The sequence below is a fragment of the Pseudomonas sp. P9_2 genome (assembly GCF_034008255.1).
GTDB classification, from domain to species: domain Bacteria; phylum Pseudomonadota; class Gammaproteobacteria; order Pseudomonadales; family Pseudomonadaceae; genus Aquipseudomonas; species Aquipseudomonas synxantha_A.
Genome location: NZ_CP125376.1, coordinates 1,566,419 through 1,592,752, shown reverse-complemented (window position 1 = coordinate 1,592,752; position 26,334 = coordinate 1,566,419). Strand labels below are relative to the sequence as shown.

At 60.1% G+C, this 26,334-nt stretch carries 25 protein-coding genes; 18 read left to right on the top strand and 7 right to left on the bottom strand.

What is annotated here, in order from left to right:
• Window positions 1–18: 18 nt before the first annotated feature.
• Both prlC and QMK52_RS06890 read left to right on the top strand, forming a co-directional pair.
• Entirely contained in the window at window positions 19–2,070 is a 2,052-nt protein-coding gene (prlC, locus tag QMK52_RS06895) for an oligopeptidase A (RefSeq protein WP_005783414.1), read from the top strand.
• Complete coding sequence (locus QMK52_RS06890; RefSeq protein ID WP_005783415.1) at window positions 2,067–2,342, top strand: YheV family putative zinc ribbon protein; 276 nt, start codon at window positions 2,067–2,069, stop codon at window positions 2,340–2,342. Before prlC ends, QMK52_RS06890 begins: the two co-directional genes overlap by 4 nt.
• Window positions 2,343–2,373: 31 nt before the next feature.
• Here QMK52_RS06890 and QMK52_RS06885 read toward each other — a convergent pair whose 3' ends face one another.
• Entirely contained in the window at window positions 2,374–3,030 is a 657-nt protein-coding gene (locus QMK52_RS06885; RefSeq protein ID WP_005783416.1) for a dual specificity protein phosphatase family protein, read from the bottom strand.
• Window positions 3,031–3,305: 275 nt separating this feature from the next.
• Here QMK52_RS06885 and QMK52_RS06880 point away from each other — a divergent pair, with 275 nt between their 5' ends.
• The 6 genes from QMK52_RS06880 (at window position 3,306) to QMK52_RS06855 (ending at window position 10,887) form a co-directional block, all read left to right on the top strand.
• On the top strand, window positions 3,306–4,058 hold the full coding sequence (locus QMK52_RS06880; RefSeq protein WP_032878573.1) for a gluconate 2-dehydrogenase subunit 3 family protein: 753 nt from the start codon (window positions 3,306–3,308) through the stop codon (window positions 4,056–4,058).
• A gap of 2 nt (window positions 4,059–4,060) precedes the next feature.
• Complete coding sequence (locus QMK52_RS06875) at window positions 4,061–5,845, top strand: GMC family oxidoreductase (RefSeq protein WP_005783418.1); 1,785 nt, start codon at window positions 4,061–4,063, stop codon at window positions 5,843–5,845.
• A 12-nt stretch (window positions 5,846–5,857) separates the two neighbouring features.
• A complete protein-coding gene (locus tag QMK52_RS06870) occupies window positions 5,858–7,156 on the top strand; it encodes a cytochrome c (protein WP_320403953.1) in 1,299 nt (432 codons plus the stop codon).
• Window positions 7,157–7,237: 81 nt separating this feature from the next.
• Window positions 7,238–8,296 carry a PA0069 family radical SAM protein gene (locus QMK52_RS06865; RefSeq protein WP_005783420.1) on the top strand — a complete coding sequence of 353 codons (1,059 nt, stop codon included), beginning with the start codon at window positions 7,238–7,240 and terminating at the stop codon, window positions 8,294–8,296.
• Window positions 8,297–8,525: 229 nt separating this feature from the next.
• Complete coding sequence (locus tag QMK52_RS06860) at window positions 8,526–9,254, top strand: carbonic anhydrase (RefSeq protein WP_005783421.1); 729 nt, start codon at window positions 8,526–8,528, stop codon at window positions 9,252–9,254.
• An 85-nt stretch (window positions 9,255–9,339) separates the two neighbouring features.
• Window positions 9,340–10,887, top strand: coding sequence for a SulP family inorganic anion transporter (locus QMK52_RS06855; protein ID WP_032878570.1), 1,548 nt, complete (start codon window positions 9,340–9,342; stop codon window positions 10,885–10,887).
• A 132-nt stretch (window positions 10,888–11,019) separates the two neighbouring features.
• Here the strand turns inward: QMK52_RS06855 and QMK52_RS06850 are convergent, their stop codons facing one another.
• Window positions 11,020–11,667 carry a hypothetical protein gene (locus QMK52_RS06850; RefSeq protein WP_032878569.1) on the bottom strand — a complete coding sequence of 216 codons (648 nt, stop codon included), beginning with the start codon at window positions 11,665–11,667 and terminating at the stop codon, window positions 11,020–11,022.
• Between the two features lie 369 nt (window positions 11,668–12,036).
• Here QMK52_RS06850 and coxB point away from each other — a divergent pair, with 369 nt between their 5' ends.
• The 4 genes from coxB (at window position 12,037) to QMK52_RS06830 (ending at window position 16,344) form a co-directional block, all read left to right on the top strand.
• Entirely contained in the window at window positions 12,037–13,164 is a 1,128-nt protein-coding gene (coxB, locus tag QMK52_RS06845; RefSeq protein ID WP_005783424.1) for a cytochrome c oxidase subunit II, read from the top strand.
• Between the two features lie 58 nt (window positions 13,165–13,222).
• Window positions 13,223–14,806: a cytochrome c oxidase subunit I gene (gene ctaD, locus QMK52_RS06840; RefSeq protein ID WP_005783425.1), complete on the top strand. Its 1,584-nt coding sequence runs from the start codon at window positions 13,223–13,225 to the stop codon at window positions 14,804–14,806.
• A 63-nt stretch (window positions 14,807–14,869) separates the two neighbouring features.
• Window positions 14,870–15,421 (top strand): cytochrome c oxidase assembly protein, encoded by a 552-nt coding sequence (locus QMK52_RS06835; RefSeq protein WP_005783426.1) that lies wholly within the window; start codon window positions 14,870–14,872, stop codon window positions 15,419–15,421.
• 35 nt (window positions 15,422–15,456) lie between these two features.
• The gene (locus QMK52_RS06830; RefSeq protein WP_194439677.1) at window positions 15,457–16,344 is read left to right on the top strand and encodes a cytochrome c oxidase subunit 3; all 888 of its coding nucleotides are present in this window, start codon (window positions 15,457–15,459) and stop codon (window positions 16,342–16,344) included.
• 6 nt (window positions 16,345–16,350) lie between these two features.
• Here the strand turns inward: QMK52_RS06830 and QMK52_RS06825 are convergent, their stop codons facing one another.
• On the bottom strand, window positions 16,351–16,554 hold the full coding sequence (locus tag QMK52_RS06825; protein WP_320403952.1) for a twin transmembrane helix small protein: 204 nt from the start codon (window positions 16,552–16,554) through the stop codon (window positions 16,351–16,353).
• A gap of 32 nt (window positions 16,555–16,586) precedes the next feature.
• Here QMK52_RS06825 and QMK52_RS06820 point away from each other — a divergent pair, with 32 nt between their 5' ends.
• Genes QMK52_RS06820 through QMK52_RS06800 form a run of 5 tightly spaced genes read left to right on the top strand, consistent with a single transcriptional unit; the run spans window position 16,587 to window position 20,510 of the window.
• Window positions 16,587–17,351, top strand: a complete 765-nt coding sequence (locus QMK52_RS06820; protein WP_005783429.1) for an SURF1 family protein — start codon at window positions 16,587–16,589, stop codon at window positions 17,349–17,351.
• Complete coding sequence (locus QMK52_RS06815; protein ID WP_122732793.1) at window positions 17,317–17,901, top strand: hypothetical protein; 585 nt, start codon at window positions 17,317–17,319, stop codon at window positions 17,899–17,901. Before QMK52_RS06820 ends, QMK52_RS06815 begins: the two co-directional genes overlap by 35 nt.
• Before the next feature lie 10 nt (window positions 17,902–17,911).
• On the top strand, window positions 17,912–18,991 hold the full coding sequence (locus tag QMK52_RS06810) for a COX15/CtaA family protein (protein WP_005783431.1): 1,080 nt from the start codon (window positions 17,912–17,914) through the stop codon (window positions 18,989–18,991).
• Window positions 18,979–19,878, top strand: coding sequence for a heme o synthase (gene cyoE, locus QMK52_RS06805; protein ID WP_005783432.1), 900 nt, complete (start codon window positions 18,979–18,981; stop codon window positions 19,876–19,878). Before QMK52_RS06810 ends, cyoE begins: the two co-directional genes overlap by 13 nt.
• Window positions 19,875–20,510: an SCO family protein gene (locus tag QMK52_RS06800; protein WP_005783433.1), complete on the top strand. Its 636-nt coding sequence runs from the start codon at window positions 19,875–19,877 to the stop codon at window positions 20,508–20,510. Before cyoE ends, QMK52_RS06800 begins: the two co-directional genes overlap by 4 nt.
• A gap of 78 nt (window positions 20,511–20,588) precedes the next feature.
• On the opposite strand, the gene QMK52_RS06795 is transcribed toward QMK52_RS06800, so the two are convergent.
• The 3 genes from QMK52_RS06795 to QMK52_RS06785 are packed head-to-tail and all read right to left on the bottom strand — an operon-like array spanning window position 20,589 to window position 23,092.
• A complete protein-coding gene (locus tag QMK52_RS06795) occupies window positions 20,589–21,359 on the bottom strand; it encodes a MetQ/NlpA family ABC transporter substrate-binding protein (protein WP_320403951.1) in 771 nt (256 codons plus the stop codon).
• A 51-nt stretch (window positions 21,360–21,410) separates the two neighbouring features.
• The gene (locus QMK52_RS06790) at window positions 21,411–22,085 is read right to left on the bottom strand and encodes a methionine ABC transporter permease (protein WP_005783435.1); all 675 of its coding nucleotides are present in this window, start codon (window positions 22,083–22,085) and stop codon (window positions 21,411–21,413) included.
• Window positions 22,085–23,092 (bottom strand): methionine ABC transporter ATP-binding protein, encoded by a 1,008-nt coding sequence (locus QMK52_RS06785; protein ID WP_320403950.1) that lies wholly within the window; start codon window positions 23,090–23,092, stop codon window positions 22,085–22,087. The genes QMK52_RS06790 and QMK52_RS06785 overlap by 1 nt, the downstream gene beginning before the upstream one ends.
• A gap of 265 nt (window positions 23,093–23,357) precedes the next feature.
• Between QMK52_RS06785 and katE the strand changes: the two genes are divergently transcribed.
• Window positions 23,358–25,499, top strand: coding sequence for a catalase HPII (gene katE / locus QMK52_RS06780; protein WP_148854271.1), 2,142 nt, complete (start codon window positions 23,358–23,360; stop codon window positions 25,497–25,499).
• A gap of 100 nt (window positions 25,500–25,599) precedes the next feature.
• Here katE and QMK52_RS06775 read toward each other — a convergent pair whose 3' ends face one another.
• A complete protein-coding gene (locus QMK52_RS06775; RefSeq protein WP_005783438.1) occupies window positions 25,600–26,319 on the bottom strand; it encodes a PA5502 family lipoprotein in 720 nt (239 codons plus the stop codon).
• Window positions 26,320–26,334: the final 15 nt, after the last annotated feature.

Here is a 26,334-nt window from a genome sequence, read left to right as displayed (position 1 = left end):
TCAGCCAAGGTGCCAACCGTGAGCGCGAACAACCCTCTTTTGCAGTCCTACGACCTGCCGCCGTTCTCGGCGATCCGTGCCGAGCACGTCCAGCCGGCCATCGAACAGATCCTCGCCGACAACCGTGTGGCTATCGCAGACATCCTGCAAAGCCAGGGCAAAAATCCGACATGGGCCGGTCTGGTCCTGGCCATGGATGAACTGAACGACCGCCTTGGCGCTGCCTGGAGCCCGGTCAGCCACCTCAATGCAGTGTGCAACAGCGCCGAGTTGCGTGAAGCCTACGAGGCTTGCCTGCCCGCCTTGAGCGCCTACTCCACCGAGATGGGCCAGAACCGTGAACTGTTCCAGGCTTTTGAAGCCCTGGCCAACAGCCCAGAGGCCGCTGGTTTCGACGTGGCGCAAAAAACCATTCTGGAACATTCCCTGCGCGATTTCCGCCTGTCGGGCATCGACCTGCCGCCGGAGCAGCAAAAGCGCTACGCCGAAGTGCAAAGCAAGCTGTCCGAGCTGGGCAGCAAATTCTCCAACCAGTTGCTGGACGCTACCCAGGCCTGGACCAAACACGTCACCGATGAAGCCACCCTCGCCGGCCTGACCGACTCGGCCAAGGCGCAAATGGCTGCCGCCGCCCAGGCCAAGGGCCTCGACGGCTGGCTGATCACCCTGGAATTCCCCAGCTATTACGCCGTGATGACCTATGCCCAGGACCGCGCCCTGCGTGAAGAGGTCTACGCGGCCTACTGCACCCGTGCGTCGGACCAGGGCCCGAATGCCGGTCAGAACGATAACGGCCCGGTGATGGAACAGATTCTCGACCTGCGTCAGGAACTGGCCCAATTGTTGGGTTACGCGTCCTTCGCCGAGCTGAGCCTGGCTACCAAGATGGCCGACTCCAGCGACCAGGTGCTGAGCTTCCTGCGGGATCTGGCCAAACGCAGCAAGCCGTTCGCCACCCAGGATCTGCAACAGCTCAAGGCTTACGCCGCCGAACAAGGCTGCGCCGACCTGCAAAGCTGGGACAGCGGTTTCTATGGCGAAAAATTGCGTGAGCAGCGTTACAGCGTGTCCCAGGAAGCCCTGCGTGCTTACTTCCCGATCGACAAGGTGCTGGGCGGCCTGTTTGCCATTGTGCAACGCCTGTACGGCATCGAGATTGCCGAACAGAAGGGCTTCGACACCTGGCACCCGGACGTTCGCCTGTTTGAAATCAAAGAAAATGGCGAGCATGTCGGGCGCTTCTTCTTCGACCTGTATGCCCGCGCCAACAAGCGTGGCGGTGCCTGGATGGACGGTGCCCGCGATCGTCGTCGCACCGTCGATGGTGTGCTGCAAAGCCCGGTCGCCAACCTGGTGTGCAACTTCACGCCAGCCGACAGCGGCAAGCCTGCGCTGCTGACCCACGATGAAGTCACCACCCTGTTCCACGAATTCGGCCACGGCCTGCATCACCTGCTGACTCGCGTCGAGCACGCCGGTGTATCCGGGATCAACGGCGTGGCGTGGGACGCGGTGGAATTGCCGAGCCAATTCATGGAGAACTGGTGCTGGGAGCCCGAGGGTCTGGCGCTGATCTCCGGCCACTACGAAACGGGCGAGCCATTGCCCCAGGACCTGCTGGAAAAAATGCTCGCGGCGAAGAATTTCCAGTCCGGCCTGATGATGGTGCGTCAGCTCGAGTTCTCGTTGTTCGACTTTGAGCTGCACGCCACTCATGGCGATGGCCGCAGCGTGGCGCAGGTGCTTGAAGGTGTACGCGATGAAGTCTCGGTGATGCGTCCGCCGGCCTACAACCGCTTCCCCAACAGCTTCGCGCACATCTTCGCCGGTGGTTATGCGGCGGGTTACTACAGCTACAAATGGGCCGAAGTGCTCTCGGCCGACGCCTTCTCCAAGTTCGAAGAAGACGGTGTGCTCAATGCCCAGACCGGGCGTGCGTTTCGCGAAGCGATCCTGGCGCGTGGCGGTTCCCAGGCGCCGATGGTGCTGTTCGTCGACTTCCGCGGACGGGCGCCGTCGATTGACGCACTCTTGCGCCACAGCGGCCTGAGTGAGGACGCGGCAGCATGAGTGAAGCGCCTGTGATTACCAAAAAGCAATTTATCGCCGGGGCGGTCTGCCCGGCGTGCAGTGAGCCGGACAAATTGAAGATGTGGACCGAAGACAACGTGCCGCACCGCGAATGCGTGGCCTGCGGGTATACCGATACGCTGAATGATCAAGGCTTGTCGGTGCCCAAGGAGCTGGGCACGCGGGTCAATACGTCTGCGTTGAAAGCGCCGGCGGATCCGAAAGTGCAGGCGGTGCAATTCTTTCCTAACCCGAAGCTCAAAAAAGACTAAAACCTGACTCACTGTAGGAGCAAGCTCGCTCCTACAGTTTTTTCTCTTCCTTACCCGTCGTGGTGACCCAGTCTTTCATTGAGCACAACGCGAACGCACTGGTGCTGCAATCGCCATTCGCCAAAGCTGTACGCAACTTGTCGACATCGGCTTTCATCATGTAGCGAACCACGTCCTTGAAGCCATTGCTGCTGCCGAAACCACCCAAGGTCATCTCGTTCAGCGCGTCCTCCTTGCTCCATCCCTGAACCACCACTCGATACATCGCTGCCATCAGGCCGGTCCGGTCGGCGCCGTGCTTGCAGTGCATCAACACCGGGCCATCTGCTTCTGCTGTCTGAATCGCTCTGATCGCCGCCAACACGTCGGAATCGTCGACATGGTTGGTGCGATAGCTCAACTGCACCTGTTTGATATCAGATGATTTAAGCCACTGCGCATCAGATTCCGGCAAAAAGTTGATGACGGTAGCGATTTTGAGTTTTTCCAAAATGGGCAGCGCATCACCGTCTGGCAATGCACTGCGATAGAGCGTGGGTGTCATTTGATGCAGGTTGTATTGGTCACCCACTGGTTGGGCCCATTCCGGTGAGCGGATCGAGACCGCGTCATCGGCCTGGGCTTGAAGTGTGTTGAACAGGGCCATGACCGCCAAGCCGAGGATAGGCAGTAATCGTGTGTTGAACATGGACAGTGTGACCGAATAAGGAAGTGGCTGATGGGCCGCAGAGTCACTTAAGGGCGGTCAATGTCGCGTGAGGTCTTCGTCAAAGAATTGTGATTCATCCGATCTGATCCGGTGTTTTTCTCGCTGAATCGACTCTTCTCAATTCTTAGCCTGCTATCATTTGTAACTATTGTTTGCCAATGTGTTCTATGTTTTTGGATCCCATTGCTTGGCAAGCCTTCACGCTGCTCCCAGAAGCGGCGGATAAACCCGTGACCACATGATGAGGTGTACCCATGTCTGATCAAGATCAAGACAACCCCCGGCGTGACTTTCTACGCAAATCCTTGACCTTGATCCCGGTGGTCACGGTTGCCAGCACCGGCCTGGGTGGTTCGATGCTGATGGCCACGCCGGAGCCTGCCCAAGCGGCGCCGGCCAAACCTGCGACGAGCGATAAAGCCTATGAGCCGAGCTATTTCACGGCCGAGGAATGGGCGTTCATCAACGCCGCCGTCGAGCGCTTGATTCCGGCTGATGCCCAAGGCCCTGGCGCACTGGAAGCTGGCGCGCCGGAATACATCGACCGTCAGATGAACACGCCCTACGCCAGCGGCGCCCTGTGGTTCATGCAAGGTCCCTTCAACGCCGATGCGCCGCCGGAAATGGGCTGGCAGAGCAAATTGGTACCCAAGGAAATCTATCGCCTGGGTATCGCTGCAACGGACGCTTGGTCGAAAGCGTTCAACGGCAAGGCTTTTGCTGCGCAAGACAGCGCTACCCGAGACGATATGCTACGCCGTCTGGAGGCTGGCGGCAGCGAAGTTGCCGCGCATTTCGACGCCGTACCGCCAAAGATGTTCTTTAACCTGTTGCTGCAAAACACCAAGGAAGGTTTCTTCTGCGACCCGATCCATGGTGGCAATAAAGGCATGGTCGGCTGGACCATGATCGGCTTCCCCGGCGCCCGCGCCGACTTCATGGATTGGGTGGAACGCAACGAGCAATACCCCTTCCCGGCTGTTTCCATTCGCGGCGAGAGGGCATAAACGTGGCGACCATCATGAAGAAAGTGGATGCGGTGATTGTAGGCTTCGGCTGGACCGGCGCGATCATGGCCAAGGAGCTGACGGAAGCAGGCCTCAACGTGGTAGCGCTGGAGCGCGGCCCGATGCAGGACACTTATCCGGACGGCAACTATCCTCAGGTCATCGACGAATTGACCTACAGCGTGCGTAAGAAGCTGTTCCAGGACATTTCCAAAGAGACAGTAACCATTCGCCATAGTGTGAATGATGTGGCCCTGCCCAACCGTCAACTCGGTGCGTTCCTGCCGGGTAACGGCGTGGGCGGCGCGGGGCTGCACTGGTCGGGCGTGCATTTTCGTGTCGATCCGATCGAGTTGCGTATGCGCAGCCATTACGAGGAACGCTACGGGAAGAACTTCATTCCCAAGGACATGACCATCCAGGATTTCGGCGTCAGCTATGAAGAGCTGGAGCCGTTTTTCGACTATGCGGAAAAAGTCTTCGGTACCTCCGGGCAGGCCTGGACGGTCAAAGGCCAATTGGTAGGCGAAGGCCGTGGGGGCAACCCTTACGCGCCGGATCGCTCCAACCCGTTCCCGTTGGAGGCGCAGAAGAATACGGTCTCCGCACAACTGTTTCAGAAAGCAGCGACCGAGGTGGGTTACAAGCCTTACAACCTGCCGTCGGCCAATACGTCGGGGCCATACACCAACCCCTACGGCGCGCAGATGGGACCGTGCAACTTCTGCGGTTTTTGCAGTGGCTACGTGTGCTACATGTATTCCAAAGCGTCGCCGAACGTGAACATCCTGCCGGCCCTGCGCCAGGTGCCCAACTTCGAGTTGCGGCCCAATTCCCATGTGCTCAAGGTCAACCTCGACAGCACCAAGAAAAAAGCCACCGGCGTGACCTATATCGATGCCCAGGGCCGCGAATGCGAACAGCCGGCAGACCTGGTGATTCTCGGCGCATTCCAGTTCCATAACGTGCGCCTGATGCTGTTGTCGGGCATCGGCAAACCCTACGACCCGATTACCAATGAGGGCGTGGTGGGCCGCAACTTCGCCTACCAGAACATGGGCACCATCAAGGCGTTCTTTGATAAGGACACCCACACCAACAACTTCATCGGCGCGGGCGGCAATGGCGTGGCCATCGACGACTTCAACGCCGACAACTTCGACCACGGCCCCCATGGCTTCGTGGGGGGCTCGCCGATGTGGGTCAACCAGGCGGGCAGCCGACCGATTGCCGGTACTTCCAACCCGCCGGGCACGCCGGCCTGGGGCAGCGCCTGGAAGCGCGCCACCGCCGATTACTACACCCATCAGGTGTCGATGGATGCCCACGGCGCCCATCAATCCTACCGGAGTAACTACCTGGATCTGGATCCGGTTTACCGCGATGCCTACGGCCTGCCGCTGCTGCGCATGACGTTCGACTGGCAGGAAAACGACATCAAGATGAACCGCTTCATGGTCGAGAAAATGGGCAAGGTCGCACAGGCGATGAACCCCAAGGCTATCGCGGTGTTGGGTAAAAAAGTCGGTGATCACTTCAATACCGCCTCTTACCAGACCACCCACCTCAACGGTGGCGCCATCATGGGCACCGACCCGAAAACCAGTGCGTTGAACCGCTACCTGCAGTGTTGGGATGTGCATAACGTATTCGTCCCGGGCGCGTCTGCTTTCCCACAGGGCTTGGGCTATAACCCTACCGGCCTGGTGGCAGCGTTGACCTATTGGTCGGCTCGAGCAATCCGCGAGCAGTACCTGAAAAACCCCGGCCCACTGGTTCAGGCATAAGGAGCGATGACCATGAAAGCACTCGTTATCGCCTCTCTGGCGCTCTTCAGCAGCTGCTCGGTGAGCGCTGCGGAATCTGACTTGATCAAGCAGGGTGAATACCTGGCACGTGCCGGCGACTGCGTGGCTTGCCACACCGCCAAAGGCGGCAAACCCTTCGCCGGTGGCCTGCCGATGGAAACGCCCATCGGCGTGATCTATTCCACCAACATCACCCCAGACAAGACCGGCCTGGGCGACTACAGCTTCGAAGACTTCGACAAGGCCGTGCGCCATGGCGTCGCCAAGAACGGCAGTACGCTTTACCCGGCGATGCCCTACCCGTCCTACGCGCGTGTCAGCGATAGCGATATGCAAGCGCTGTATGCGTACTTCATGAAGGGCGTCGAGCCGGTCGTCCAAGAGAACAAGGACAGTGATATCCCCTGGCCTTTGAGTATGCGTTGGCCGTTGGCCGCGTGGCGTTGGATGTTTGCGCCGGCGGTCGAGGCGCAACCGTCACCAGCCGCAGCGGATCCGGTGATCAGCCGTGGCGCGTATTTGGTGGAAGGCCTGGGACACTGCGGCGCCTGCCATACGCCGCGTGCCCTGACCATGCAGGAAAAAGCCCTGAGCGCCACTGACGGCAACGACTTCCTGTCCGGCAGCGCGCCGTTGGAGGGCTGGATTGCGAAAAGCCTGCGTGGCGAACACAAGGACGGCCTCGGCAGCTGGAGCGAAGAGCAACTGGTGCAGTTTCTCAAGACCGGTCGCAGTGACCGCAGTGCGGTGTTCGGTGGTATGAGCGATGTTGTCGTCCACAGCATGCAGTACATGTCAGAAGATGACTTGACCGCTATCGCCCGTTACCTCAAGAGCCTGCCGGCGGTGGACCCCAAGGATCAGCCGCACCAGTACGACAAGCAGGTGGCCGAGGCGCTTTGGAAAGGTGATGACAGCAAACCGGGCGCCTCGGTGTATATCGACAATTGCGCGGCCTGCCACCGCACCGATGGTCATGGCTATACGCGGGTGTTCCCGGCGCTGGCGGGTAACCCTGTAGTGCAGACGGCGGACGCCACGTCGTTGATCAACATTGTGTTGAACGGCGGTACCTTGCCGGCGACGCATACCGCGCCGTCCACCTTCACCATGCCGGCGTTCGCCTGGCGCCTGTCGGACCAGGAAGTAGCCGATGTGGTCAGTTTTATCCGTGGCAGCTGGGGTAACCAAGGTGCGCCGGTAAACGCCAGCGATGTGGCAGGCCTGCGCAAAAGCGATATGCGCACTACGTCGGGTGATGATCTGGGGCAGGTGACGCAAAAGCACTGATCCCACTCTAGCCGCCCAACGGCACTGGTCAGCAACCCCGCGCCTCGATACTGTATATAAAAACAGTATCGAGGCGTTTTCATGACTACTGCGCTGCCGCCCCGGGGTCGGGGTACGGCCACCAACCTGCACAACCGGTTTGCACCTACGCTCAGCGTGGCCGAGGACGATGGCTGGTACAAGGAAGTGCCGCCCACTCAAGGCACCGAAGTGCGTATCGAAACGGCCAAGACCATCATCACCCGCAACAACTCGCCGGACTTGCCGTTTGATCGCTCGATCAACCCTTACCGTGGTTGTGAGCATGGGTGCATCTATTGTTACGCGCGGCCCAGCCATGCCTATTGGGACATGTCCCCGGGGCTCGACTTCGAGACCCGGCTGATTGCCAAGAGCAATGCGGCCGATGTGCTGGAGCAGCAGCTGTCCAAGCCTGGCTATGTGTGCGCGCCGATCAACCTGGGCTCTAACACCGATCCGTACCAGCCTATCGAACGCGAATACAGGATCACGCGGCAAACCCTTGAAGTGCTGCTACGCTACCGTCACCCGGTGACGATCATCACCAAGGGCTCGCTGATCCTGCGTGATCTGGACCTGCTCACCGAGTTGGCCCGTCAGCGCCTGGTGGCGGTGATGATCAGCCTCACCAGCCTGGATGACGAGCTCAAGCGCATCCTGGAGCCACGCACGGCGGCGCCCAAGGCGAGGTTGCGGGCCATTCGGGTGATGCGCGACGCAGGTATTGCGGTGGGTGTGCTGTGCTCACCGATGATTCCGATGATCAACGACAGTGAGCTGGAAAGCCTGCTGGCCGAGGCTCATGCGGCCGGTGCGCAAAGCGCGGCGTACATGATGCTGCGCCTGCCGTTGGAAGTGGCGCCGCTGTTCGAGGAGTGGCTGGCGGCACACTACCCGCAGCGTGCGGCTCATGTGATGAGCCTGGTGCGTCAGGTACGCGGTGGTGAGGTGTATGACAGCCGCTTCGGTGTGCGCATGCGGGGTGAAGGGCCCTTTGCCGATTTGCTGGCTCAACGCTTCAGCAAGGCGATCAAGCGTTTGGGGCTGAATCGACGCGAAGGATTCAACCTGGATTGCACCGCATTCTGCCCCCCGGGCAGACAGATGGCATTGTTGTAAACTGAAGAAGATGGCGGTGAATTTACCGTAGGAATAGTCGCCTTTTGACATCAATGAAACCCGCGATCTAGAGCGTTTCATTCAGTTTGAGTTAAGTTTCAGCGGTTACCTTGTTCAGCGAGTGACTGACGAGTCGGTGCCCTGGTCTGCGGTGGTTTTTACAACTATTTCAGTGCCCTGGCGTCGAACTGACCTGAACCCTCCCCTGCATTGATCAAGAGGATGAATCATGAGTGACAAGGATAAACAGCCGTTGGCTGCGTCGGCTTCAGCCCCTGTGGCGGAGTCCGCCGATGCAGCGCTGCAACACATCGTTGACGGTTTTTTGCATTTCCATCACGACGTCTTCCCCCAGCAGGAAGAACTCTTCAAGAAACTTGCCACGGCCCAGAGCCCGCGGGCAATGTTCATTACCTGCGCCGACTCGCGCATCGTGCCCGAGCTGATTACCCAAAGCTCCCCGGGCGACCTGTTCGTGACCCGTAACGTCGGTAACGTGGTGCCTCCCTACGGCCAAATGAACGGTGGCGTCTCCACGGCCATCGAGTATGCGGTGCTTGCCCTTGGCGTACAGCACATCATTGTGTGTGGGCACTCCGACTGCGGCGCGATGCGCGCGGTACTCAACCCAGACAGCCTGGAAAAGATGCCGACGGTCAAGGCATGGCTGCGTCACGCCGAGGTCGCCAAGACCATGGTCCATGACAACTGCGACTGCGCCAACGAAGGCGAGAGCATGGCGGTGCTGACCGAAGAAAACGTTATCGCCCAACTGCAACATTTGCGCACCCACCCTTCCGTGGCTTCGCGCATGGCCAATGGTCATTTGTTTATCCATGGCTGGATCTACAACATCGAGACCAGCGAAATTCGGGCCTACGATGCGGACAAAGCGGCGTTCCGACCGCTGAACGGCACCGAGCCGATCCCTTCAGCGACGCCTAAAGCGCGCTTCTAAAACACTTCCCTGCCGGGTAACGCGGTGGCTGCCATGGACGCAGCCAGGCTTTACCGCGCCCGGCGAATGCCTCGGGAGAGTCATCATGCGTGCTGCTCAATTGAAAGCTGTTTTGCCACGAGAGCTGCTCGCCTCGGTGGTTGTTTTTCTGGTTGCCCTGCCGCTGTGCATGGGCATTGCGATCGCATCCGGTATGCCGCCGGCCAAGGGGCTGATCACCGGGATCATCGGTGGCCTGGTGGTGGGCTGGTTGGCTGGGTCGCCGCTGCAAGTCAGCGGCCCGGCGGCTGGTTTGGCGGTACTGGTGTTCGAACTGGTGCGCCAACACGGCATGATGATGCTGGGGCCGATCCTGCTGCTGGCCGGCTTCCTGCAGCTGGTGGCCGGGCGCTTGCGCCTGGGTTGCTGGTTTCGTGTCACCGCGCCGGCGGTTGTCTACGGCATGTTGGCGGGGATCGGCGTGTTGATTGTGCTTTCGCAGATCCATGTGATGCTCGATGGGGCGCCCAAGCCATCCGGGCTGGATAACCTGGCAGGCTTCCCGGCGGCGGTGGCTGAAGCGCTTCCGACCCTGGGTGGCGGGCTCGGGTGGCAGGCCGGCCTGCTCGGTCTGTCGACCATGTTGGTCATGTACCTGTGGGACAAATTCCGCCCGCGGCAATTGCGTTTTGTGCCGGGCGCCCTGCTGGGGGTGGGGCTGGCGACCGTCACCAGCCTGGTGCTGGCCCTGCAGGTCAAGCGCGTGGAGGTCCCGGAAAATCTCGCGGATGCCATTGACTGGCTGCGCCCCAGCGATCTGCTCAACCTAGCCGACCCACAGCTATTGATCGCAGCTTTCGCCGTAGCGTTTATCGCCAGCGCCGAAACCCTGCTGTCTGCCGCAGCGGTGGATCGTATGCACAGCGGCCAGCGTTCCGATTTCGATAAGGAATTGTCTGCCCAAGGTGTCGGCAACATGCTCTGCGGCCTGGTGGGTGCCCTGCCGATGACCGGCGTGATCGTGCGCAGCTCGGCCAACGTCCAGGCCGGGGCCACCACTCGGTTGTCGGCGATGTTCCATGGCCTGTGGTTGCTCGGTTTCGTGCTCTTGCTGTCGAGCGTGCTGCAAAGCATTCCGGTCGCGAGCCTGGCGGGTGTGCTGGTGTACACCGGGATCAAGCTGGTGGACGTCAAGGCGTTCAAGGCGCTGGGGCGTTACGGGCGGATGCCGATGTTCACCTATGCGGCCACGGCACTGGCGATCATCTTCACCGACTTGCTGACCGGTGTGCTGGTGGGCTTCGGACTTACGCTGCTCAAACTGGCCTTCAAGGCTTCGCGGCTGAAAGTCAGCTTGATCGACCTGCCTCAAGAGGGGGAGATGGAGCTGCGCTTGACGGGTGCGGCGACCTTTCTGAAAGTGCCGGCGCTGACTCAGGTGCTGTCGGCGGTGCCTGCGGGGACCACGTTGCATGTGCCGCTGAGTAACTTGAGTTACATCGACCACTCTTGTCTGGAATTGCTGGAGGAGTGGGGACGGGCCAATGCGGCCAAGGGCTCGACGCTGGTGATCGAGGCACGGGGATTGAAGCGCCGGCTGGAAGGCCGGGTGCGTACGACGGTGGGGATAGGTTCGGCGCCGTCCGTTACCTGACGAAACCCGATCAAAAAAATGTGGGAGGGGGCTTGCTCCCGATAGCGGTGGACCAGTCAAAGTCTCTTTGGCTGATACACCCCAATCGGGAGCAAGCCCCCTCCCACATTTGATCGCCTTAAAATGGCAGTTTTATGCAGGCTGATCCAGCGTCAGTTCAACCCCAAGCTGGCGCGACAGGCACGGCCAGCGTTTCCATGCCGCTTCGGTGCTCGGGCTCTTCAGGGTCTCGCGGTACGCCTCGACCGACTCCAGCGCAAAACTGTCTTCGTTGAGCATTTCATCCACTGCGTGGTGTACGGCTTCATCCAATTGGTTGGCGAATGTTTCGCCGATCAATTGATGGGCAATCACGTTGGCCACGGTGGTATCCGCCGGAATCAACGGCTGGCCGAAATGCTTGATATACAGATCGTTGACCTCCTCCACCAAGCGATGGGCCAGGTAAGCTTCGTCCAGCAGGCCGTCCAGACCTTCGTGGCCGGCCAGGATCGCGGGGGGTTGCAGGAAGAAGTGTTCGGCGATTTTCAGCACCGGCTTGATCTGGCTTTCAATTCCGGCCTCGCGGGCCACGTCATTGGCAGCGTCCAGCAAATCGGGAACCAGGTCGATGTAAGCGGTGACAAAGCGCGTCATAACGATGTTGCGATCACCGTCAGCCAGGGAAATGGCTGAGTGCAGGTGCGGCAATTGTTGTCCCAACTGAGTGGCAAGTTGGCCGGTGCTGGCTTCGTGTTGATGGGCACGGGAAATCTGCTCGCGCAATGCGGCGGTGTTCATGAAGGCTCCAGTGAAACAGGCGTAGGAAAAGGGAGAGGATAAGGTAGTTCGTTTATACGAACGCCTAAGACGCATTTGTCATAATTATTTCATGGTTATACGCAGGCGTTATATCGAAATGCCATCGTTCGTCGGATAAACGATTCCGCCGCCCATTTTACGGGGTCCGTCTGTCTGTTTCTATTCATTTGCCCCCACACATTGCGGGGTTGCTAGGGCTGTCTATACTCGATTTTGTACGCAATTAGCTGATGACGCCCAACTGCATGGCGCAGGCAAGGCTTGGCGGTTGTAAGCAGTATGGAAGCCGCTCCCTTGGCCGCAGGTGCAAACCGGCGGGATAACAAGAAACATAAAGGGGAACCCGCAATGACGCGACATCCACACGTATGGATGGGCCTCCTGTTGTGGTCGGTATTCGGCCAGGCGCACGCCGCCTGGACAACGAATATGGCGCCAGGGGCTACTGAAGTCAGTCACGCCGTGTTTGACCTGCACATGACCATTTTCTGGATCTGTGTGGTGATCGGCATCGTCGTGTTTGGCGCGATGTTCTGGTCGATGATTTTGCACCGGCGATCCACGGGCCAGGTCGCAGCCAAGTTCCACGAGAGCACCACGGTGGAAATTCTCTGGACGGTCGTGCCCCTGCTGATCCTGGTGGCCATGGCGATTCCGGCGACCAAGACCCTGATCAACATCTACGACAGCAGTGAGTCGGATATCGATATCCAGGTCACCGGCTACCAGTGGAAGTGGCACTACAAATACCTGGGCCAGGATGTGGAGTTCTTCAGCAACCTGGCCACGCCCGCCGAGCAGATTCATAACCAGGCCACCAAGGGCGAACATTACCTGTTGGAAGTCGACCAGCCGCTGGTGTTGCCGGTGGGTGCCAAGGTGCGCTTTCTGGTGACCGCCGCCGACGTGATCCACTCCTGGTGGGTGCCGGCCTTTGCGGTCAAGCGCGATGCCATCCCGGGCTTCGTCAACGAGGCCTGGACCCGTGTCGAGAAACCCGGCATCTACCGCGGCCAGTGCGCCGAGCTTTGCGGCAAGGACCACGGCTTCATGCCCATCGTGGTCGAGGTCAAGTCCAGGGCCGACTACGACACCTGGCTCGGCGAGCGCAAGGAAGAAGCGGCCAAGCTCAAGGAGCTGACCTCCAAAGAGTGGACGCTGGACGAACTGGTGGCCCGTGGCGACAAGGTCTATCACACCACCTGCGTTGCCTGTCACCAGGCTGAGGGCCAAGGTTTGCCGCCGATGTTCCCGGCGCTCAAGGGCTCGAAAATCGCTACCGGCCCCGCCGCCGATCACCTGGGCATCGTCTTCCACGGTAAGCCCGGCACCGCGATGGCAGCCTTCGGCAAACAACTCTCGGAAGTGGATATCGCCGCCGTGGTGACTTACGAGCGTAACGCCTGGGGCAATAACAAAGGCGACATGGTCACGCCCAAAGACGTGCTGGCTTTGAAACAGGCCGAAAGCAAATGACTACTTTCAACGCCAATACCCTGAATCGCCCCGCTCACTCGCTTGCAGGAGAACGGCCATGAGCACTGTGATTGACCACGGTCATGCCGACCATGCCCACGGCCCCGCCAAAGGCTTGATGCGCTGGGTGCTGACCACCAACCACAAAGACATCGGCACGATGTACCTGTGGTTTGCCTTCACCATGTTCCTGCTCGGTGGCTCGTTTGCCATGGTGATCCGCGCCGAGCTGTTTCAGCCGGGTCTGCAGATCGTGCAACCGGCGTTTTTCAACCAGATGACCACCATGCACGGCTTGATCATGGTGTTCGGCGCGGTGATGCCGGCCTTCGTCGGGCTGGCCAACTGGATGATCCCGCTGATGATCGGCGCGCCGGACATGGCCCTGCCGCGCATGAACAATTTCAGCTTCTGGCTGCTGCCGGCGGCGTTCCTGCTGCTGGTTTCCACCTTGTTCAGCCCCGGTGGCGGGCCGAACTTCGGTTGGACTTTCTATGCGCCGCTTTCCACCACCTATGCGCCGGAAAGCGTGACGTTCTTTATCTTTGCCATCCACCTGATGGGCATCAGTTCGATCATGGGCGCGATCAACGTGGTCGCCACCATCCTCAATCTGCGTGCCCCCGGCATGACCTTGATGAAAATGCCCTTGTTCGTGTGGACCTGGCTGATCACCGCGTTCCTGCTGATCGCGGTGATGCCGGTGCTGGCGGGCTGCGTGACCATGATGCTGATGGATATCCACTTCGGTACCAGCTTCTTCAGCGCGGCCGGTGGCGGTGATCCGGTGCTGTTCCAGCATGTGTTCTGGTTCTTTGGCCATCCCGAGGTGTACATCATGATTCTGCCGGCGTTTGGCGCCGTCAGCTCGATCATCCCGACCTTCTCGCGCAAGCCGCTGTTTGGCTACACCTCGATGGTCTACGCCACGGCGAGCATCGCGTTCCTGTCGTTCATCGTGTGGGCGCACCACATGTTTGTGGTGGGCATTCCGCTGGTGGGGGAATTGTTCTTCATGTACGCCACCCTGCTGATCGCCGTGCCCACGGGGGTGAAGGTATTCAACTGGGTCAGCACCATGTGGCAGGGCTCGCTGACGTTCGAGACGCCGATGCTGTTTGCGGTGGCCTTCGTGATCCTGTTCACCATTGGCGGCTTCTCCGGGCTGATGCTGGCGATTGCCCCGGCGGACTTCCAGTACCACGACACCTACTTTGTGGTGGCGCACTTCCATTACGTACTGGTGCCCGGCGCGATCTTCGGGATCTTCGCTTCGGCCTACTACTGGCTGCCGAAATGGACTGGCCACATGTACGACGAAACCCTGGGCAAGTTGCATTTCTGGCTGTCTTTCGTGGGCATGAACATGGCGTTCTTCCCCATGCACTTTGTAGGGCTGGCGGGTATGCCGCGGCGGGTGCCGGACTACAACCTGCAATTCGCCGACTTCAACATGGTTTCGTCCATTGGTGCCTTTATGTTCGGCGCCACACAGATCTTCTTCCTGTTCATTGTCATCAAGTGCATCCGTGGGGGTACGCCGGCACCGGCCAAGCCCTGGGATGGCGCCGAGGGCCTGGAATGGAGCGTGCCCTCGCCCGCGCCGTATCACACCTTCACCACACCGCCGGAGGTCAAATGAATACCTCTGTGTGTTGCGAACGCGGTCCATGTGGGAGGGGCGCACCAGCCTTGGGTGAGTGTCATGGCTGAGTCCGTACCGATCAAACGCCTGGTCACCCGCCTGCTGATCCTGGTACTGGCGATGTTCGCCTTCGGCTTCGCGCTGGTGCCGATCTACGACGTGATGTGCAAGGCCTTCGGCATCAATGGCAAGACCGCCGGGCAGTACGAGGGCGAGCAAATGGTCGACCCCTCACGTCAGGTTCGGGTGCAGTTTCTGTCCACCAACGCCATCGACATGGTCTGGGAATTTCATTCCAAGGCCGATGAGATTGTGGTCAACCCGGGGGCGGTCAACGAGATGCTGTTCGTGGCTTACAACCCCACCAATAAGCCGATGACCGCCCAGGCGATCCCGAGTATTTCCCCGGCCGAAGCGGCCATGTATTTCCACAAGACCGAATGCTTTTGCTTCACCCAGCAAGTGCTTCAGCCGGGTGAGCGTATCGAGATGCCGGTGCGTTTTATCGTCGATCGGGCGATGCCCAAGGATGTGAAGCATTTGACCCTGGCGTACACGCTGTTCGATATCACTGCGCGCCAACCGCCGGTGGCCGCGAGGACCGGGGGCTAGCTACTGTTTGCCCCCTCAATCAGGAGAGCGAATACATGTCGACTCATGATACGTACTACGTACCAGCGCAAAGCAAATGGCCGATAATTGCCACGATTGGCCTGCTGGTCACCGTGTACGGCCTGGCGGTGTGGTTCAACGACTTGAAGGCTGCGCGCCCCGAATCCCACGGGCCGTGGATCTTTTTCGTGGGCGGCCTGTTGTTGGCCTACATGCTGTTTGGCTGGTTCGGTGCGGTGATCAAGGAAAGTCGCGCCGGGCTGTACAGCGCGCAAATGGACCGCTCGTTTCGCTGGGGCATGACCTGGTTCATCTTTTCGGAGGTGATGTTCTTTATCGCGTTCTTCGGTGCACTGTTTTATGTGCGGCACATGTCGGCGCCGTGGCTGGCAGGTGAGGGCTCTAAAGGCGTTGCGCATATGCTGTGGCCGAACTTCGAGTTCGCCTGGCCCTTGCTCAATAACCCTGACCCCAAGCTCTATCCTGCGCCTGAAGGCACCATCAGCCCGTGGGGCCTGCCGTTGGTGAATACCATCCTGCTGGTGAGCTCCAGCGTGACCATCACCATCGCCCACCATGCCCTGCGTAAAGGCCATCGGGGTGCGCTGAAGATCTGGCTGGCGATCACCGTGCTGCTGGGCCTGGCGTTTCTCGGGTTCCAGGCCGAGGAGTACATCCACGCCTATAAAGAACTGGGCCTGACTCTGGGTTCAGGGGTATACGGCGCCACGTTCTTCATGCTGACGGGCTTTCACGGCGCCCACGTAACCATCGGCACCATCATTTTATTCGTGATGCTGATGCGCATCCTGCGTGGGCATTTCAACGCCGAGCACCAGTTCGGCTTCGAGGCGGCCAGTTGGTATTGGCACTTTGTGGACGTGGTGTGGATCGGGTTGTTTTTCTTTGTTTATGTGCTGTGAGGCGGATTACCAAGGCGCATGAGAGACCAGTTGGCCGCTGAAAAAGCCCCAGGCGATCAAGCCCACGGTGATCACGGCCAGTACCACACGCACGGTCAAGGCAGTGACGAGGCGGTTGGAGTTGCCCTCGTCCTTGCCCAGGAAGAACAGGCCACTGAACAGGCTCACGACAGTCGCGATCAGCATCAGGGCAATGGCTGCTTTGAGCATGGTCTGGCTCCAGGGCTACAGAGGGAGGGGCGATGAGATCCAGTATAGCCAGTGCCATGCAGCGCTTTCGTCCAGGTATCGCGCCGACGCTGGTGGTGCTGGTGTTGCTGCCGCTCATGGTGAGCCTGGGGTTCTGGCAACTGTCCCGTGGGCATGAAAAACAGCTGCTGGTGGAGCGTTATGCCGAGCGCCGCGCTGCCGAGCCGATCAGCAGCGCGCAGCTCAATGATATGGCCGACCCTGCCTTTCGCCGCGTCCATCTTCGCGGGCAATTAGACGCTGCGCACAGCGTATTGCTGGATAACCGTATGCGTGACGGCAAGGCGGGTGTCGAGCTGCTGCAACCCTTTCAGGACCAGGCCAGCGGCCTGTGGCTACTGCTTAATCGTGGCTGGTTGCCGTGGCCGGACCGGCGCACGCCGCCGGCCTTCTCCACGCCTGAGCAGGCATTGAATCTCGACGCGTGGGTGTACGTCGCCCCCGGCGAGACCTTCCAGCTGCATCCCGACCCTGCCAGCGCGCAATGGCCACGCTTGCTCACTGCACTGCATCCCGCCGCGCTGTGGAGCGAGCTGGGGCGCAGCGGCTTTGCCTACGAACTACGTGCCGAAGCGGGCCCCGGTACGTACGAAACCACCTGGCCAATCGTTGCCATGGGCCCGGAAAAACACTTGGCCTACGCCGTGCAGTGGTTCGCCATGGCACTGGCGTTGCTGGTGCTTTACCTCTACCTCGGATGGCACAACAAAAAGGAGAAGCCCCATGGGAGCGGCCATGAATCCACCCAGCACGTCTGAAACGCCGGACCGGCGCAAAGGGCGCTGGCAGCTGATTTTGATCCTCATGATGGTGATCGGTCCGATGGCGCTGGCCACCTTCATGTACAAGTTGCAGTTCTGGGTGCCGGACAGCCGCAGCTATCACGGTGAACTGATCGGCAACGGCCAGACCCGTGCCGATATCGGCGTGCAGGCCGCTGAAGGTCGTTGGCAACTGTTGGTCACCGCACCTACCGCCTGCGCCGGCGATTGCCAACAACTGGTGTACCTGGCGCGCCAACTGCAAATCAGCCTTGGCCGTGATGCGTCCCGCGCCAATCATGCCCTGGCGGCTGCGCAACCGCTGAGCACCGACTACGAGGCCAAGCTCAAGGCTGAATACCCACAACTGCAGCGCTACCCTCTGGATGTGTCGACCTTTGCCAGGAACGCCGCGGCGCCCGGCGAGGCTCAACTGTGGATCGTCGACCCCCACGGCAACCTGGTGCTGCGCTACGACGCCAAGGTCAAGGGCAAGGACTTGCTCAACGACCTGCGCCTGCTGCTGAAACTGTCGAACATCGGATAGGGGCACCGTCATGGCCAAGCCTGGATTTCGCCTCGCGCTGTTTGCCACCTTGCTGGCGCTGATCGTCGTGCTGCTCGGCGCCTATACCCGGCTGACCCACGCGGGGCTCGGCTGCCCGGACTGGCCCGGTTGCTACGGCTTTATCAGCGTGCCGCAAAGCGCAGCCCAGTTGGCCCACGCCGAACTGCATTTTCCGGATACGCCGGTAGAGGCCGATAAGGGCTGGGCAGAAATGACCCATCGCTACTTCGCCGGCACCCTGGGTCTGCTGATCGCGCTGCTGGCGGCGCGTGCGTGGAGCCATCGACGCGACCCGGGCCATCCGGTGAAGCTGCCATTGTTTGTATTGGTGGTGGTGTTCGCCCAGGCGGCCTTTGGCATGTGGACGGTGACCTTGAAGCTGTGGCCACAAGTCGTCACCGGGCACCTGTTGGGTGGTTTTGCGACCTTGAGCTTGCTGTTTTTGCTGACCCTGCGTTTATCCGGCGTGCTGCCGGCGCTGATCGTGCCCAGGCGCCTGCAATATTGGGCAACGGCGGGGCTGGTACTGGTAATCGGGCAGATCGCGCTGGGCGGTTGGGTCAGTTCCAACTACGCGGCCGTGGCCTGTGTCGACCTGCCGACCTGCCACGGCCAGTGGTGGCCGGCGGCGGATTTTGCCAATGGCTTTCACCTGACCCAGCATATCGGCCCCAATTACCTGGGCGGCCAACTTGATAGCGAGGCGCGCACGGCGATCCACCTGACCCATCGCATCGGCGCGGTACTGGTCACCTTGGTGCTATTGGGGTTGGCCTGGCAACTGCGTGCAGTGGGCATGACGCGGTTGGCGGGCTTGCTGCTGATCGCCCTGTCTGCGCAAATCTGCCTGGGTGTGAGCAATGTGGCGTTCGGCCTGCCGCTGCCGGTGGCGGTGGGTCACAACGCGGGTGGAGCGGCCTTGTTGCTGAGCCTGGTGCTGGTCAATTACCACGCCCGCACGAGCCTGGTCCGGGTTCGCGACCCACTGCCGCTGGGTTGGCGGTTTGTCCCGCGCAAACAGGTATCAGGCCTGATCACCCTTAAAGGAGAGATGCCATGGCGACCCTGATCGGCGCAGGTCACGATCGGGCAATCTGGCGTGACTATCTGGAGCTGACCAAGCCCAAAGTGGTGGTGCTGATGCTGATCACCTCGCTGGTGGGCATGTTCCTGGCCACTCGCGCTGGCGTGCCGTGGACGGTGCTGGTGTTCGGTAACCTGGGCATTGCCCTGTGTGCAGGCGGCGCGGCGGCGGTTAACCATGTGGTCGATCGGCGGATTGATGCGCTGATGGCGCGCACCCATAAGCGGCCACTGGCTGAGGGCCGTGTATCGCCCGCTGCAGCATTGGCCTTTGCGTTGTTGCTGGCGGTGGCGGGCCTGGCGCTGCTGCTGGCGTTCACCAACCCTCTGGCGGCCTGGCTGACATTGGCGTCGCTGCTCGGGTACGCGGTGATCTATACCGGCTTTCTCAAGCGAGCGACCCCGCAAAATATCGTCATCGGTGGCCTCGCCGGGGCAGCACCGCCGCTGCTGGGTTGGGTGGCCGTCACCGGGCATGTGAGTGCCGAGCCGCTGCTGTTGGTGCTGATTATCTTCGCCTGGACCCCGCCGCACTTCTGGGCCCTGGCCATTCACCGCAAAGAGGAATACGCCAAGGCCGACATCCCCATGTTGCCGGTCACCCATGGCGAGCACTACACCAAGGTGCATATCCTGCTATATACCTTCGCTTTGCTGGCGGTGAGCCTGATGCCCTATGTCATCCATATGAGTGGCGTGCTCTACCTGGCCTGCGCCCTGGTTTTGGGCGCACGCTTTCTGCAATGGGCCTGGGTGCTGTACCGTGGCACCCAGCCGCACGCGGCGATCAACACGTTCAAGTACTCTATCTGGTACTTGCTGTTGCTGTTTATCGCCCTGCTCGTAGACCACTACTTACTGTTGAACCTATGACTCGAACTCAAAAAACCGTCTTCATCCTCGTGGCCCTGGTGGCGTTGATCATGGGCCTGACCGTCAACAAAGTGCTCTCGGGAAAAGGCCAGGGCGATCCGACCGCGCTGATCGACGCCGGCATCATCCTGCTGCCGCAAAGCCGCCAGTTGCCCGCAGTGAGCATGACCAACCAGGACGGCCAGCCGGTGCTGGCCAATGAATTGAAAGGCAAGTGGAGCCTGTTGTTCTTCGGCTACACCTTCTGCCCGGATATCTGCCCGACCACCCTCGCCCAGCTGCGCCAGATCAAGAGCGAGCTGCCCAAAGAGGCTGTGGATAAGTTGCAGGTGATTTTGGTCAGCGTCGATCCGAACCGCGATACTCCGGCCCAGCTCAAGCAGTACCTGGGTTACTTCGACCCGCAATTCCAGGGCCTGACCGGCGCGAATGTTGAGGATGTGCAGAAGGTTTCGAATGCCGTGAGCATCCCCTTCATTCCGGCAGATACCAGCAAGCCGAACTACACCGTGGACCACAGCGGCAACCTGGCGCTGATCGGCCCGGACGGTACCCAGCGTGGGTTTATCCGTGCGCCGTTGAACAACCAGAAGCTGGTAGCGCAGTTACCAGGCTTGCTACAGCGCAAGTAGCAGGCAACACAAAGCAAATGTGGGAGGGGGCAAGCCCCCTCCCACATTTTGATCTCCGGTGTGTTGGAGATCGGGGCATCAGAACGCCGGCTTGATCGCGCCTTTGTACTTCTCTTCGATGAATTTTTTCACTTCAGGCGTGTGCAAAGCTGCAACCAGCTTCTTCACTGCGTCCGAATCCTTGTTGTCTTCCCGGGTCACCAGGATGTTTACATAAGGCGAGTCGCTGCCTTCGATGACCAGGGCATCCTTGGATGGGTCCAGCTTGGCTTCCAGGGCGTAGTTGGTGTTGATCAGCGCCAGGTCGACCTGGGTCAGCACGCGTGGCAGGGTGGCGGCTTCCAGTTCGCGGAACTTGAGTTTTTTATCGTTGCCGGTGATGTCCTTGATGGTCGACAGGATGTTGGTCGGGTCCTTCAGGGTGATCAGACCGTTCTTGGCCAGCAGCAACAGCGCACGACCGCCGTTGGTGGCGTCGTTAGGGATCACCACGTTGGCGCCGTCAGGCAGGTCGGCCAGTTTCTTGTACTTGCTGGAGTATGCGCCCAGCGGCTCCAGGTGCACGCCGCCAACGCTCACCAGGTGAGTGCCCTTGGCCTTGTTGAACTCATCCAGGTACGGCTGGTGCTGGAAGAAGTTGGCGTCCAGGCGTTTTTCAGCCACTTGCACGTTTGGCTGCACGTAATCGGTGAAAACTTTGACCTGCAAATCCACGCCTTCTTTGGCAAGGGCAGGCTTCACGAATTCGAGGATTTCCGCATGAGGCACCGGCGAGGCGGCGACCTTGATCGTGTCGGCATGGGCGGAAAACGCGGCAACGGCAGCGAAGGCAACCAGTAGTTTTTTCATCCAGCAAGCTCCTTATTCGGGCATCTGCCGGCTGTGAGCCGGCAATGGCCGTTATTTTCGAGAAAAATGCACCACCAGCCTGTCGCCGACGGTTTGCAGAATTTGCACCAGGATCAACAGCATTACCACGGTGACTACCATCACATCGGTCTGGAAGCGCTGGTAACCAAAACGGATCGCCAGGTCACCCAGGCCACCAGCACCGACTACACCGGCCATGGCCGTGTAGGAAACCAGTGTAATCGCAGTCACCGTAATCGCCGCGAAAATGCCGGGGCGCGCCTCGGGCAACAAGGCGTTGGTGATGATCTGGCGAGTGCTTGCACCCATGGATTGGGTGGCTTCGATGATGCCGCGGTCGACTTCGCGCAGGGCCGTTTCTACCAGCCGCGCAAAGAATGGCGTAGCACCTACGACCAGCGGCGGGATCGCGCCGGCAACGCCCAGCGATGTACCGGTGATCAGGACGGTGAACGGAATCATCACGATCAACAGGATGATGAACGGCAGCGAGCGCAGGATATTCACGATCAGCGACAGCAGCGCGTACAGGCCTTTTTGTTCGAACAGCTGGCGCGGGCTGGTCAGGAACAGCAGCACACCCAGAGGCAGGCCCAACAGCACGGTGAAGAACAGCGAGCCGAACAGCATGGTCATGGTGTCGCCGGTGGCGAGCCAGATTTCGGACCAGTCGATATTGGCAAAGAAGCTCAGGAAAACGTCCATCAGCGCAGGACCTCCATGTGAACGTCGGCGGCGGTGAAGCGCGCAAACGCGGCGTCCATGTCACCGCCGGTGACGGCGAGGGTCAGTTGCCCGTAAGGGATGTCTTTGATGCGGTCGATACGACCGGCCAGGATGCTGTAGTCCACGCCTGTTTCGCGAGCGACAGTACCCAGCAATGGCGCGTAGGTCGCATCGCCCTGGAACGTCAGGCGTACGATACGGCCCGGCACGTGGGCGAAGTCGTCGCGCTGCTCGCCTTCGTCAACCTGTTCGGCTTCCTGAACGAAACGCTTGGTGGTCGGATGCTTTGGGTGCAGGAACACATCGGCGACCGAACCTTGCTCGACGATCACGCCAGCGTCCATCACTGCAACTTGGTCACACACGCGGCGGATCACATCCATTTCATGGGTGATCAGCACGATGGTCAGGTTCAGTTCGCGGTTGATCTCGGCCAACAGTTGCAGGACTGACGCGGTGGTCTGTGGGTCGAGGGCGCTGGTGGCTTCGTCGCACAGCAGGATCTTTGGCTTGGTCGCCAGGGCGCGGGCAATACCGACGCGCTGTTTCTGACCGCCGGACAACTGCGCCGGGTACTTCCTGGCGTGGTCCGACAGGCCGACGCGAGCAAGCAGCTCAGCCACGCGCTGGTCGATCTCCTTGCGCGACAATTCACCGGCAAGCGTCAGTGGCAGAGCGACGTTGTCGGCCACGGTCTTGGACGCCAGCAGGTTGAAGTGCTGGAAGATCATCCCGACCTGCTGGCGCAAGCGACGCAGGCCGTTGGCATCCAGGGCGGTGACTTCTTCACCGTCGACCGTGATCTGCCCGCCGCTGGGTTCTTCCAGGCGGTTGATCAGACGCAGCAGTGTGCTTTTACCCGCACCCGAGTGGCCAATCAGGCCAAACACCTGGCCATTGGCGACGCGCAGGCTGGTGGGGTGCAGTGCGGGGATATCCTTACCGGCGACGCGGTAGGTTTTATGGACGTTTTGAAACTCGATCACGTAGCGAACCTTGTGGGGCGCATTGAAAAGGGATCAGCGGTTAGCCGGGCGCGCATTTTAGCCTGTCCATCTAGTGTTTCTTAGCATTTATTTCGTATCCATCCAGCGATTTGGCAATAACGAGACCAAAGGTCATAAAAAAGGAACGGCGCAAAACCCTGTCAGTCACTACTTAAGCAATTCGATCTCCCGGGTGCCGTGCCTGGGGTTTCGCTCAAACGAGCCGGGGACCGCTCTGGCCACTTTGACTAAGGAGTTTTGACTGATGAGTACCAAGAAGCCAGCCACCCCGCCCAAGAGTGAAGTCGCGGGCACTGATACCCTGGACCGAGGCAATACCAACGCCAAATTGCAGGCGTTGGAAGAATTCCGTTCCGATGCGACCGGCCAGGCCCTGCGCACCAACCAGGGCGTGAAGATTTCCGACAACCAGAACAGCCTGAAAGTCGGCGCCCGTGGCCCTTCGCTGCTGGAAGACTTCATCATGCGTGAAAAGATCACGCACTTTGACCATGAGCGTATCCCTGAGCGCATCGTGCATGCCCGTGGTACCGGCGCCCATGGTTATTTCCAGAGCTATGGTGACCATTCGGCGCTGACCAAGGCCGGTTTCCTGCGTACGCCCGAGCATAAAACGCCGGTATTCGCGCGTTTTTCCACGGTGCAGGGCCCGCGCGGTTCCGGCGACACCGTGCGCGATGTGCGCGGTTTTGCCGTGAAGTTCTTCACCGACGAAGGCAACTTCGACCTGGTGGGCAACAACATGCCGGTGTTTTTCATTCAGGATGCGATCAAGTTTCCTGACTTCGTACACGCGGTAAAACCTGAGCCGCACAACGAGATTCCTACCGGCGGCTCGGCACACGACACCTTCTGGGATTTCGTGTCGTTGCAGCCGGAGTCGGCGCACATGGTGATCTGGGCCATGTCTGACCGGGCGATTCCAAAAAGCCTGCGCGCCATGCAGGGTTTTGGTGTGCACACCTTCCGCTTGATCAACACCGAAGGTAAATCCAGCTTCGTGAAATTTCACTGGCGCCCAAAAGTAGGCACGTGCTCCCTGGTATGGGACGAGGCGCAAAAGCTGGCCGGTAAGGACACCGACTATCACCGCCGTGACCTGTGGGAATCGATTGAGAGCGGCGATTACCCCGAGTGGGAACTGGGTGTGCAGATCGTGGCGGAAGAAGACGAACACAAGTTCGATTTCGACTTGCTCGACCCGACCAAAATTATCCCTGAAGAGCTGGTGCCGATCACGCCGCTGGGCAAGATGGTGCTCAACCGTAACCCGGATAACTTCTTCGCTGAAGTCGAGCAGGTCGCGTTTTGCCCTGGCCATATTGTGCCGGGCATCGACTTTACCAACGACCCGCTGCTGCAAGGCCGCTTGTTTTCCTACACGGATACGCAGATCAGTCGATTGGGCGGCCCCAACTTCCATGAGATTCCGATCAACCGCCCGGTGGTGCCTTTCCATAACGGCCAGCGCGACGCTCAACATCGCACCGTGATCGATAAAGGGCGGGCCTCGTACGAGCCGAACTCGATTGATGGTGGCTGGCCGAAAGAAACGCCTGCCGGTCCTGCCGATGGAGGTTTCGAGTCCTACTACGAGCGCGTCGATGCCAATAAGGTGCGCGAGCGCAGCGAGTCGTTCGGCGACCATTTCTCCCAGGCCACGTTGTTCTACAACAGCATGAGCCACCACGAGAAAGAGCACATCATCGCGGCCTACAGCTTCGAGTTGGGCAAGGTTGAGCGCGAGTTTATCCGGGCGCGCCAAGTCAACGAGATCCTGGCCAACATTGACCTGGAACTGGCCAAGCGCGTGGCGCAGAACCTGGGCTTGCCTGCGCCGACCAAGGGCACAGTGCCCGCACGTGAAACATCGCTGAAGGAATCACCGGCATTAAGCCAGGTGAATTTGCTGTCTGGCGATATCAAGACGCGCAAAGTGGCGATTCTGGCGGCTAACGGCGTTGATGGTGCGGCAATTGATGCGCTCAAGGCAGCGCTGGAGGCAGAGGGTGCCCATGCCAAGTTGCTGGGCCCGACTTCGGCGCCTGTGACCACTGCCGATGGCAAGACGCTACCCGTAGACGCTTCGATGGAAGGCATGCCGTCCATTGCCTTCGACGCGGTGTTTATCCCGGGCGGTAAGGAGTCGGTGAAGGCGTTGAGCGGCGATGGCGTGGCGTTGCATTACGTACTGGAAGCGTACAAGCACCTCAAGGCGATTGCGGTGGCCAGTGATGTGAAACCGTTGCTGGACTTGCTGAAGCTGGAAGCGGATGCGGGGTTGATCGTGGGCGCGGATGCCAAGGCGTTCAAGGCCTTCTTTGCGGCGATTGCCCAGCATCGGGTTTGGGAGCGGGAGCCGAAATCCAAGGCGATTCCGGCTTAAATTATCGGTTTTTTGTTAGATCGTCATCGCAGGCATGCCAGCTCCCACACTTGAATGTGTTCACCCTTCAAATGTGGGAGCTGGCTTGCCTGCGATGCTTTTAGTCCGCCTTGCGCGGAATCAGCACAACCTGCGCCGGAATGTGTTTCAGGATCTGCCGGTGAATCTTCAGGTCATACCCCGAATCAATTCGCTTCACCCGTTTGGTCAGCAATGTGGCCAGCCACGGGTAATCCTGGGTGCGTGGCACCTGGATGCTGACATCGCACTGGTAATTCACCACGTCGGTGGCGATGGCATCCAACTGATGACGCATGTCTTCGACATCCGCGAGGTTCAGCGCCACGGTGGTGCTCGGCGCTGCGGGGTCGATGACCTTGGCCGCAGGCTTGGCTTCGGCGGCTTTCAACGCGGCTTCTGCCTGATCCAGCTCGGCCTTGCGCGCATGGCTGATAGCGCTGTTGACGCCACCGGTCAGTGCCGGGGCTTTTGGCATCAGTGCGCGGGCCCGGCTCAGGGCGGTGGCGGCGGCATTGACATCGCCTTTTTGCAGCACGATCTGACTGCGCTGCAGGTAGGCTTCGGCCAGTTGACGCTGATAGGCCTCAAGTGCGGGATCGTTGGGGGACTGGGCCTGCAACGCCGCAAGTTGGTCTTCGGCGGTTGCCAGCTCGCTGCTGGCCAGGTTTTGCTCCAGCTGCGCGATGGCCACAGCGCGTGCGTCCGGGGCCTCTGGGGCAGCGGGCGGCGTGCTTTGACAGGCACCCAGCAGCAGGGAAAATGCGGCAAGGAGCAGATAACGGGAGGTGAACGGCTTCATTCCTGCGACTCTCTA